General features: G+C 69.0%; 9 protein-coding genes. 6 read left to right on the forward strand and 3 right to left on the reverse strand.

Translation table 11 applies throughout. The annotated features are described in order from the left end of the window. The first annotated feature begins 132 nt into the window (after nucleotides 1-132). Nucleotides 133-1,254, forward strand: coding sequence for an aminotransferase-like domain-containing protein (locus ACZ60M_RS18285; protein WP_465419544.1), 1,122 nt, complete (start codon nucleotides 133-135; stop codon nucleotides 1,252-1,254). Nucleotides 1,255-1,653: 399 nt separating this feature from the next. On the opposite strand, the gene ACZ60M_RS18290 is transcribed toward ACZ60M_RS18285, so the two are convergent. After that, entirely contained in the window at nucleotides 1,654-2,016 is a 363-nt protein-coding gene (locus ACZ60M_RS18290; RefSeq protein ID WP_465419529.1) for a hypothetical protein, read from the reverse strand. A gap of 116 nt (nucleotides 2,017-2,132) precedes the next feature. Between ACZ60M_RS18290 and ACZ60M_RS18295 the strand changes: the two genes are divergently transcribed. Beyond that, nucleotides 2,133-2,645, forward strand: a complete 513-nt coding sequence (locus ACZ60M_RS18295) for a peptidylprolyl isomerase (protein ID WP_465419530.1) — start codon at nucleotides 2,133-2,135, stop codon at nucleotides 2,643-2,645. 10 nt (nucleotides 2,646-2,655) lie between these two features. Continuing rightward, a complete protein-coding gene (locus ACZ60M_RS18300) occupies nucleotides 2,656-3,582 on the forward strand; it encodes a rhomboid family intramembrane serine protease (protein ID WP_465419531.1) in 927 nt (308 codons plus the stop codon). 222 nt (nucleotides 3,583-3,804) lie between these two features. On the opposite strand, the gene mobA is transcribed toward ACZ60M_RS18300, so the two are convergent. Further along, a complete protein-coding gene (gene mobA, locus ACZ60M_RS18305) occupies nucleotides 3,805-4,419 on the reverse strand; it encodes a molybdenum cofactor guanylyltransferase (RefSeq protein ID WP_465419533.1) in 615 nt (204 codons plus the stop codon). A 187-nt stretch (nucleotides 4,420-4,606) separates the two neighbouring features. Beyond that, nucleotides 4,607-5,587 carry a DUF4192 domain-containing protein gene (locus ACZ60M_RS18310; RefSeq protein ID WP_465419535.1) on the reverse strand — a complete coding sequence of 327 codons (981 nt, stop codon included), beginning with the start codon at nucleotides 5,585-5,587 and terminating at the stop codon, nucleotides 4,607-4,609. A gap of 301 nt (nucleotides 5,588-5,888) precedes the next feature. On the opposite strand from ACZ60M_RS18310, the gene dnaE reads away from it, so the two are divergent. From dnaE to ACZ60M_RS18325, 3 genes are all read left to right on the forward strand, one after another. Next, nucleotides 5,889-9,431, forward strand: a complete 3,543-nt coding sequence (gene dnaE, locus ACZ60M_RS18315; protein WP_465419537.1) for a DNA polymerase III subunit alpha — start codon at nucleotides 5,889-5,891, stop codon at nucleotides 9,429-9,431. Nucleotides 9,432-9,524: 93 nt separating this feature from the next. Continuing rightward, nucleotides 9,525-9,905: a hypothetical protein gene (locus tag ACZ60M_RS18320; protein ID WP_465419539.1), complete on the forward strand. Its 381-nt coding sequence runs from the start codon at nucleotides 9,525-9,527 to the stop codon at nucleotides 9,903-9,905. A 118-nt stretch (nucleotides 9,906-10,023) separates the two neighbouring features. Next, nucleotides 10,024-10,494 carry a carboxymuconolactone decarboxylase family protein gene (locus tag ACZ60M_RS18325; RefSeq protein WP_465419541.1) on the forward strand — a complete coding sequence of 157 codons (471 nt, stop codon included), beginning with the start codon at nucleotides 10,024-10,026 and terminating at the stop codon, nucleotides 10,492-10,494. Nucleotides 10,495-10,629: the final 135 nt, after the last annotated feature.

Below are 10,629 nucleotides of genomic sequence, written 5' to 3' on the forward strand. Positions count from 1 at the left end.
CCCACCATTCCGCATCGCGGACGCGCTCCCGGCACACCCTGCCGCCGCGTGCGCCGGCGTGCCCGAACCTGACCCGCCGTGCCGCCCGGTGAGGTGTGCCCGAGGCCGCCCATATGCCGCTCGACGTCCACCCTGCGGGCCGCTTACGCTGGTGTCATGCCGAACACCGACGTCATCTCTTTCTCCCGGGGCGCCCCGTCGCTCGACATCGTCGACACCGAGGGCCTCAAGGCCGCCGCCGTGGCCGCGCTCGACAACGATCCGGCCGGGGTCACCGGCTACGGCACGTCCGTCGGGTACCTCCCGCTGCGCGAGTGGATCGCCGCCAAGCACGGCGTCAAGCCCGAGAACGTACTGGTCACCAACGGCTCCATGCAGGCCGACGCGTTCCTGTTCGACGAGCTCGTCAAGCCCGACTCGCCGGTGATCGTCGAACGCCCCACCTACGACCGCACCCTCCTGGGCCTGCGCAACCGCCGCGGCGAGCTGCACCCGGTGCGCCTCCAGGCCGACGGCCTCGACGTCGACGAGCTCGAGGGCCTCCTCAAGGGCGGCGTCCGCCCGACCCTCGCGCACATCATCCCGAACTTCCAGAACCCGGCGGGCGTGACGCTCTCGGGCGAGAAGCGCACCCGCCTCCTGCAGCTCGCGAACGAGTACGAGTTCACGATCTTCGAGGACGACCCGTACTACGACATCCGCTTCCGCGGCGAGCAGTTCCCGACGATGCTCGAGCAGGACGACTCCGGCCGCGTCGTCTACGCGTGCTCGTTCTCCAAGACCGTCTGCCCGGGCCTGCGCACCGGCTACCTGGTGGGCCCGGCCGACATCATTGCGACGATCGCGGGCGCCGCCACCAACACCTACATCGCGCCGAACATGTTCGCGCAGGCCACGATCTTCCAGTTCGCGGCCTCCGGGGCCCTGGACCGCTCGATCGCCACGGTCAAGGCCGCCCTCGAGGAACGCGTCGACCAGCTGTCCGCTTCGCTGCGCGCGTACCTGCCGACCGCCGAGTTCATCGTCCCCGACGGCGGCTACTTCCTGTGGGTCGACCTCGGCGAGGGCGTCGACTGCGCGAAGGTCGCTGCCGCTGCGAACGACGAGGGCGTCCAGGTCGTCAAGGGCACCGACTTCGTGCTCGAGGGCGGCGAGAGCTGCCTGCGCCTGGCGTACTCCGCGGTGAAGGCCGACCGGATCGACGAAGGCGTGCGCCGTCTCGCCCGCGCCGTCGAGGTCTCGAAGGGCCGCTAAAGAACACATTCCGTGACCGACGCAGAACGTAACGTCGACAATGGATGGCGGTTATGCGCCATGGCGTATAACCGCCACCGCGCCGCCCTTCCCAGAACGGAAACGGGGAGCGAAGATCGGTGCGTGACCGCGGTTCGCCGCGGTGCGGCCGTTATCCCGCCCCCATTGACGCCGGATCGGTGGACTCGCCCACTCCCCCCGAGGCGAGGCACCGGTCCGGCGTTGTCTTCACACGCTTTCGGGGGTCCGCGTCGCCGCGAACCCCCGATCCCCATGCCGCCGCGGGTCCCGCCCCGCGGCCGCACTCGGGCTCCGGCCGGTGTCGTCGCCGACCGGTGGCCCCGATATCCAATTCTCTGCGGCGAAGCCCCCGGCTCCCCCGCACCGCTACCGCGGGCGTCAGCGGGTGACGCTGTCGACGAGCTCCTCGGTGAGCGCCCGGTCGTCGAGCTCGGTGTCGTCCAGGAGCTCGTCCGCGAGGAGCGCCTCCCCGATCGACTCGGTCCGCTGCCGGTACCACAGGTACGCGGCGGCGCTCCCCAGCGCGAGACCCGCGCCGATCGCCCCGACGACCCACGGCCACTTCGGCGCCGGCGGCTTGCGCAGCCCGACCTTGGTCAGGACTACGTTGACCTTAGGAGCGGCCGCCTCCTTCGTCCCCCTGGCCGCAGCGAAGCCCGCGTTCTTCAGCGAGGTCACACCCTGCGTGAAATGGTCCACGGCCTCCTTGGTCGGAGTCGTGGCATGTCGGCTGAAGCCCATAGTGAATGCCTCCTCTAGGTGCCTGTCCGTCTCATCGTGCCCCGGCGTGTGACACCCGTCGAGGGAAACGGGGGAGAAAGTTGGACGAACCTCGGCGGTCTGGCACCATAGACGCCATGACGAAGGCGACGCTGAAGACCAACGCAGGCGACATTGTGATCGAGCTGCTCGACAACCACGCGCCCAAGACCGTGGCGAACTTCGTGGGCCTGGCCGACGGCACCAAGGAGTACAAGGACCCGGAGACCGGCCAGCCCGGCCAGGGCCCGTACTACGACGGTGTCATCTTCCACCGCATCATCGACGGCTTCATGATCCAGGGCGGCGACCCGACCGGCACCGGCCGCGGCGGACCCGGGTACAAGTTCGCCGACGAGTTCCACCCCGACCTGCACTTCGGTGAGCCCTACCTGCTCGCCATGGCGAACGCCGGGCCCGGCACCAACGGCTCGCAGTTCTTCATCACGCTGGGCCCGACCCCGCACCTGAACTTCCGCCACACCATCTTCGGCAAGGTCGTCGACCCGGAGTCCCAGTCGGTCGTGGACCGCATCGGCAAGGTCGCGACCGGCCCGCAGGACCGCCCGGTCAACGACGTCGTCATCGAGTCCGTCGTCATCGAGAAGTAACGACGCCTCTATGAGCGAACAGCAGTCGGCCCCCACCTGCTATCGCCACCGGAACCGCCAGACGTACCTGCGGTGCGTGCGCTGCGACAAGCCGATCTGCGCCGACTGCCGTATCGACGCTCCCGTCGGGTTCCAATGCCCTGACTGCGTGGCCGCCGGCCGCCGGACGATGCGCAAGACGCGCTCCTCGTTCGGCGGCGGCGCCCGCGCGGGTGCCGCCGGCACCGTCACGAAGGTCATCATCGGCCTCAACGTCGCCGTGTTCGTGCTCGCCGTCATCTCGGCGGGCAGCCTCGCCGCGGCGACCAGCTCGGGCCTGACGCCGCTCCACTTGCTCGGCGCCGAGATCGGCTACCTCCCCGGCTACCAGCCGCTGGTGTCCGTGGAGCTCTTCGGCACCGAGATCACCGCGCCCGTCGTCGCGGCAGGCGGGTACTTCCGCATGATCACGGCGATGTTCCTGCACTTCGGCGTTATCCACCTGCTGTTCAACATGGTGGTCCTGTGGATGCTCGGACGCATCCTCGAACGCGATCTCGGCCCCGCGCGGTACCTCACGGCCTACATGCTGTCGGGGCTCGCCGGTTCGGTCGCGGTCTACCTGTTCTCGTACGACACCTTCACCGCCGGCGCTTCCGGCGCGGTGTACGGCATGTTCGGCCTGATGATCCTCGTCAACCGCAAGCTCAAGCGCGACAACCAGGGGCTCTACGTACTGCTCGGCCTCAACCTGGTCCTGACGCTCATTATGGGCTTCAGCTTCGCCGGCCACGTGGGCGGCCTGATCGGCGGCGCGATCTGCGGCGCGATCCTGACCTTCACCCCGCGCGAGCGGCGCTACCTCCACTGGATCGGCTTCGCCCTGTTCCTGGTGGCGCTGGCGGCGGTCACGTTCTTCCAGACCGGCGTGCTCGACAACCAGTACGACATCGTCTAGTTCCACTCCCCATCGACCTGGCCCGAGCGCCTCGCGCTCGGGTTCTGTCGTTTCCGGGTCGCGGCGGGGCAGTTCGCTCAGTGGCCTCCGGGGGCCCCTCCCCCCCCCCGCCCCCACCCCTCCCCGCCCACCCCGATGTCGTTGTTGTGCATGGTGTTGAGGGCCGTCGCTTTGGGGCGACTGGCCGACGGTCGTCGTTGACCGTCCGGGCGGCTTTCGCCGCTATTTGAGGTCGGCGGCCCAGGCTCGGGCCTGGTCGAGGTCTTCCGGTGTGTCGCAGTCGAACCACGGGGGCGGACTCGCGTGCTCCCAGGTGACGGTCTCGACTTCGATTCCGTTGAACAGGTGCCGCGCCGGAGCTCCCGGTTCGACCTCGGCGGCGTTGCGCCGGACCAGGTCGGTAGGCCATAGGCCGCACAGCCACTGCCGTCGCCCTGCGTTGTCGCAGAACAGTGCTCCGCTCTCCGGGCCGGCCTCGCTCGCGTGACGGTGAAGCAGGCGCAGCGCCTCAGAGGTCAGGAACGGCAGGTCGCCGCCGAGGATCGCCACCCGGTCGCAGTCGTCCGGCACCACTGCCAGACCGGCCTGCACTGCCCGGGCCGGGCCGGAACCCGGCGGATCCTCCAGGACCTGGCGGATCCCCTGCGGGAGGGGCGCGGCCTCGGCGGGCCGCGTGCCCACGACGACCCGGGACACCGCGTCCTCGGTGGCGGAGAGCATCCGCTCGAGAATCGTGGAACCGGCGACCACCAGCTCGCTCTTCGCGCACCCGGCGAACCGCCGGGCCTTGCCGCCGATGAGGATGATCGCGGCGAACTCGCCCAGGTGCTCAACCATGCCCCCAGCGTAGCGATCACATCGCGGTGGCGGGGTGCCGCTGCGCGGTCGTCTGGGCCGGGTTTCCTGCGGATGCTGTTGGCCATGCTTTCTCCTTCTCCCTCTGCGGGTTCGGACATTCTCATTTGCCGTGGGCCGTGGGCCGTGGGCCGTGGGCCGTGGGCCGTGGGCCGTGGGCCGTGGGCGGTCAGTCTTTGAGTTCTGCTTCCTCTCGGTCTCCGCAGCCGACCCTCGACAGCGCGCCCGGCGGGATGCCGGCTTGCAGTGCGGCCATGAGCATCTGCGCGAGCCGGTAGTGCGGGCTCGCTTTCAGGGCGAGTTCGAAGGCCTCCAAGGCGAGGACCCCGTTGCCGAAGCGGTAGGCGGCGAAGCCCGCCACTGTTGCGGCCGGGGCGAGCAGGTCGTCCTCCAGGTGCCGGGCCACCCAGATCCACAGGTCGAGCCGGTTGCCTTCGAACCGGCCCGAGTTGATGCGCCGCAGCGCGTAGTCGCGAATGTCCAGGTCGCCCAAGGCCAGGCCCACCGCGGCGATCGCCTCCGGATCGGGGAGTTTCTTCGCTTCCATCCAGTGGTCGATCGCCTGGAGGTCGAGGTCGCGTTGCGCGACCCAGTCCAGTTCGGCGTCGGCCATGAGCGCCGCCGTGACCGCCAGCGCCACTGCCGATCGCCTGCCGTCAGGGGCCGGGGCGAGTTGGGCGGCGATCGCGCTCCGGTCGGTCTCGGCGTAGCCGCCAGCGACCGCCACCTCGCAGGAGGCCGCAGAGGACTCCGGGAGGATCAGCCCCTCGGCCGGGCAGCAGGGTCTGCCGCAGGTGAGGCTGAACCAGCGGCCCTCGGCCACCCGCAGGAGGTCGAGCGGTTCGATCCCGGCGGCGTGGAGGCGGGTGGCGACGCGGTCGGCGACCGCCTTCGCGAGTTCGGCCTCGCCGTAGACGACGACCACGGAGCCGTCGCATTCGTTGAGGCTCAGCTGCGCCGTGAGGTCGGGCAGGTGTTCCAGGTGGTCGGCCGAGCCGGGCAGGTCGACCCGGAAGGTGCACTGGAGTTCGCCGTGGAGGAGGCCCACGATGACGAGGCTGTGCTCCGGGTGGAACCCGAGCAGGAGCGGGATGGTGGTCAGGAGGTCGGTGGGGCCGTTGAGTCGGATTCTCGCTTGTGTCGTGTGCATATATCAACTGTCCGTGACATGCCCAGTACTGGCAAGAATTATTTTTTCTCCTGTGGATAACCGAATTGGGCCTGTGGATAACTTGGTCCTGTTTGCGGCGTGTGATAGCGGCGTGTCGGGGCGCCGCCGGGCGGGATTCCGAGGGCTGAGAGGGAGGGCATGGGGGCGCGGAGTCGGCGCGGCCGCGCGGCGCGGGGCGATAGGGTGGAAGGTCTGAACCGGGCCGCCCGCGCCAGTGCCGAGGGAGCGCCGCGCCGGGGCCCGCAGCGGGCGAAACCACAGGTCAAAGCGGGAGCGAAGCGTGTCGAACCAGTACGTCCACCTGCATGTGCACACCGAGTACTCGATGCTCGACGGGGCTGCGAAACTCAAACCCCTGTTCGCAGAGGCGGAGCGGCTGGGCCAGCCCGCGATCGCGATGACCGACCACGGGAACATGTACGGCGGCTTCGCGTTCTACCAGCAGGCGAAGAAGACCGGTGTGAAGCCGATCCTCGGCATCGAGGCCTACATCGCGCCGCAGGACCGCTTCCACAAGAAGCCCGTGTTCTGGGGCGAGCCGTCCCAGCGCGGCGACGACCTCTCCGGTGGCGGCTCCTACACGCACATGACGATGGTCGCCAAGAACTCCACGGGCCTGCGGAACCTCTTCCGCATGTCGAGCCTCGCCTCCTTCGAGGGCTACTACTACAAGCCCCGTATGGACCGCGAGCTCATCGCCCAGCACGCCGACGGCATCGTCGCGACCACCGGCTGCCCCTCCGGCGAGGTGCAGACCCGCTTCCGCCTCGGCCAGACCCAGGAGGCCTACCAGGCCGCCTCCGACTACCGGGACATCTTCGGGGCCGAGAACTTCTTCCTCGAGATCATGGACCACAACAACCAGATCGACGTGCGCGTCAAGGACGAGCTGTACGAGCTGGGCCGCAAGATGAACATCAAGCCGCTGGTCACGAACGACTCCCACTTCGTGACCGAGGAGCAGAAGTCCACGCACGCCGCCCTGCTGTGCGTCCAGTCGGGCACCACCCTCGACGACCCGAAGCGGTTCAAGTTCGACGGCGAGGGCTACTTCCTGCGCTCAGCCGAGCAGATGTACGGCATCAAGACCGACGACCTGTGGCAGGAGGGCTGCCAGAACACGCTGCTCGTCGCCGAGATGGTCGAGTCGTACGACGAGATCTTCGCCGTCCAGGACCGGATGCCCGTCATCGACGTCCCCGAAGGCCACGACCAGGGCAGCTGGCTGCGCCATCTCGTGCTGGACGGCCTCAAGGACCGCTTCCCCGGCCAGGAGGTCCCCGCCGACTACCTCGCGCGCGCCGACCTCGAGCTGAACGTCATCATCAACGCCGGGTACCCGTCGTACTTCCTGGTCGTCGCCGACCTCATCAGCCACGCCCGCTCCATCGGCATCTACGTCGGCCCCGGCCGCGGCTCGGCCGCCGGTTCGCTCGTCGCGTACGCGATGAAGATCACGAACATCGACCCGATCGAGCACGGCCTCCTATTCGAGCGGTTCCTCAACCCCGAGCGCGTCTCGATGCCCGACATCGACATCGACTTCGACGACCGCCGCCGCGGCGAGATGATCACCTACGCGACCGAGAAGTACGGCAAGGAGTTCGTCGCCCAGGTCATCACGTTCGGCACGATCAAGACCAAGGCCGCGATCAAGGACGCCGCCCGCGTCCACCACGGCCAGCCCGGCTTCTCGATCGCCGAGCGCATCACCAAGGCCCTCCCGCCGCCGGTCGCGGCGACCGACATCCCGCTCTCGGGCATCCTCGACTCCGGGCACCCCCGGTACAAGGAGGCCGGCGAGGTCCGCACCCTCATCGAGAGCGACAACGAAGTCCGCACGATCTTCGACACCGCGCTGGGCCTGGAGGGCCTGATCCGCAACGCGGGCGTCCACGCGTGCGCGGTCATCCTCTCCTCGCAGCCGCTCATCGACTGCATCCCCATGTGGGCCAGGCCGGACGGGTCGATCATCACCGGCTGGGACTACCCGTCCTGCGAGGACATCGGCCTCCTGAAGATGGACTTCCTGGGCCTGCGGAACCTCACCGTCATCGGCGACGCGATCGAGGCGATCAAGCTCAACCGGGGCGTGGAGATCGACCTCGACACGCTCGCCACCGACGACCCGAAGGCGTACGAGCTGCTCGCGCGCGGCGACAGCCTCGGCGTGTTCCAGCTCGACGGCGCGGCCATGCGCGAGCTCCTCAAACGCATGCAGCCCACCGAGTTCAACGACATCATCGCCGTCAACGCCCTGTACCGGCCCGGCCCGATGGCCGCGAACTCTCACAACAACTACGCCGACCGCAAGAACAAGCGCCAGGAGGTCGTCCCGCTCCACCCGGAGCTCGGCGAGGCCCTGGAGGACATCCTCTCCGAGACGTACGGCCTGATCGTCTACCAAGAGCAGATCATGCGCATCGCCCAGAAGCTCGCGGGCTTCACGATGGGCCAGGCGGACATGCTCCGCAAGGCCATGGGTAAGAAGAAAGTCGACGTCCTGGAGAAGATGTACGCCGACTACGAGGCCGGCATGCTCGGCAACGGCTACTCGAAGGACTCGATCAAGACCCTGTGGGACATCATGCTGCCCTTCGCCGGGTACGCGTTCAACAAGTCGCACGCCGCCGGGTACGCCCTCGTCGGGTACTGGACCGCCTACCTGAAGGCGAACTACCCCGCCGAGTACATGTCCGCGCTGCTCACCTCCGTGGGCGACTCGAAGGACAAGGCCGCGATCTACCTGTCCGAGTGCCGCCGCATGGGCATCACGGTCATGCCGCCGGACGTCAACGAGTCGCGCCACATGTTCCACCCGGTCGGCAAGGACATCCGCTACGGCATGGGCGCGGTCCGCAATGTCGGAGCGAACGTCGTCGCCGGGATCATCGAGGCCCGCGAGGAGAAGGGCGCCTACGCCGACTTCAAGGACTTCCTGCAGAAGGTGCCCGCCCCGGTGTGCAACAAGCGCACCGTCGAGTCGCTGATCAAGGCGGGCGCGTTCGACTCGCTCGGGCACGCCCGGCGCGGCCTCGCCGAGGTGCACGAGAAGGCGATCGACGCGATGGTCTCCATCAAGAAGGAGGAGGCCCGCGGCCAGTTCGACCTGTTCGGCGGCATGATGGAGGACACGACCGAGACGCTCGGCGTCGACCTCACCATCGCCGACGACGAATGGGAGCGCCGCGACAAGCTCGCGTTCGAACGCGAGATGCTCGGCCTGTACGTCTCCGACCACCCGCTCAACGGCTTCGAGCGGCTCCTGTCGTCCAATGCGGACAGGCCGGTCGCCGCGCTCCACGGCGAGGAGATCGCCGACGGCGCGAACGTGCGCGTCGCGGGCATCCTCCAGAACGTCGCCAAGCGCGTCACCAAGCAGGGCAAGCTGTGGGCGTCGGCCACGCTCGAGGACCTGGCCGGGTCGATCGAGGTCCGGTTCTTCCCGAACACGTACGAGCTCGTCTCCGATTCGCTCGCGGACGACCTGGTGTGCTGCGTCAAAGGCAAGCTCGACCGCCGCGACGGCACCGCCCAGCTCATCGCCCAGGACCTGGCCGTCCTCGACACCTCGACCGGCCCGGAGGCGAACTCGGCGCCAATCACCTTGGCGCTCAGGGCGGCCGCGGTGAACCCGGACCTCATCGAGAAGCTCTCCGACACGTTCAAGACCCACCGCGGCGAAGCCCAGGTGCGCGTCCAGCTCGCGAACGGGCCGAAGACGACGCTGCTCGCACTGGGCGACCAGTGGCGGGTGCGGCCCTCGGTCGAGCTCTCGGCCGACCTCAAGGCGATCCTCGGCGTCGGCGCGCTCGTCGGATAAACGCATCGAAGGGCCCGGCCGCTGGAAAGCGGCCGGGCCCTTCGCATCTCGCCCACCGTCCGCGTCTCCGCTTACCTGCGCCAAGATGGACGCATGACCCCTGTCCACGAACTCGGCGCGGCCTCACCCACGCGGCGCCGGGCCGCCCTGCTGCGCTTCGCCACCGAGATCGGCGCCTGGACCGCCATCGGCACGGCGGTCGGCCAGGTCTCCGTACTGCTCGGGATCGCCGTGGTCCTCGCGGCGATCGCGCTCCCGACCGTCTACGCCACCCCCGGCGACAAGCCGCAGACGCTCATCCCCGTGCCCGGCTGGGCGACCATCGCGATCCTCGCCGCCACCATGGCGGGCGGTGTTTTCGCCGCCTGGATCGCCTGGCCCTGGTGGGGTGCGACCGCCTTGAGCGCCTTGACGATTGCCAGCGCCGTCGCGGAACTCCCGCGCTGGCGCTGGCTGCTCAGCGCGAAGGCGTGACACACCCGTCGGTGATTGGTGACGCGCGACTCATCTCTTTCGTGGGGTCCTGCGGTCACACTTTCGGCCGCTGTCTCGTCAATGCGGTGTAACTGACCAACCCGAAAGGAACACCGCGATGAGCACCTACCCCCGCATCGAGAACCCGGTCCAGCACCTCCCCGTCGTCGGCGAGATCGCCGCCGCTGTGAACAAGGTGAACGACGAGGGCGTCCTGCCCAAGCAGCTCGTCAACATCGTGCTGCTGCGCGTCGGCCAGATCCTCGGCAGCTCCTACTTCACCGCCCGCCAGCTCCTGGACGCCGAGGACACCCCCGAGCGACTCGGAGCGGTCGCGACCTGGCGTTCCGCGCCGTACTTCACCGACGCCGAACGGGCCGCGCTCTCCCTGGCCGAAGCCGTGCACACGCCGAACCCGAACGGCGAGCGCGTCACTGACGAGCTGGTCGACGCGGCCCGCGAGCACCTCAGCGACAAGGAGATCGTCGTCCTCATCGGCGTCCTCGGCCAGATCGGGTTCTTCACCCCCCTAGCGCTGATCGGCAACCCGAAGGTGGGTGTCTCTTTCGCTGAGCAGTGGCAGAAGTAGACGCAAACGGAAGCGGGGGGGGGGGCGGGGGGGGGGCGGGGGGGGGGGGGGGGGAGGGGGGGGGGGGGGGAGGGGGGGGGGGGGGGGGGGGGGGAGAGGGGGGAAAGAAGCGGGGAGGGGGGGGGGGGGGGGGGC

The organism is Glycomyces sp. NPDC050141 (assembly GCF_055586545.1).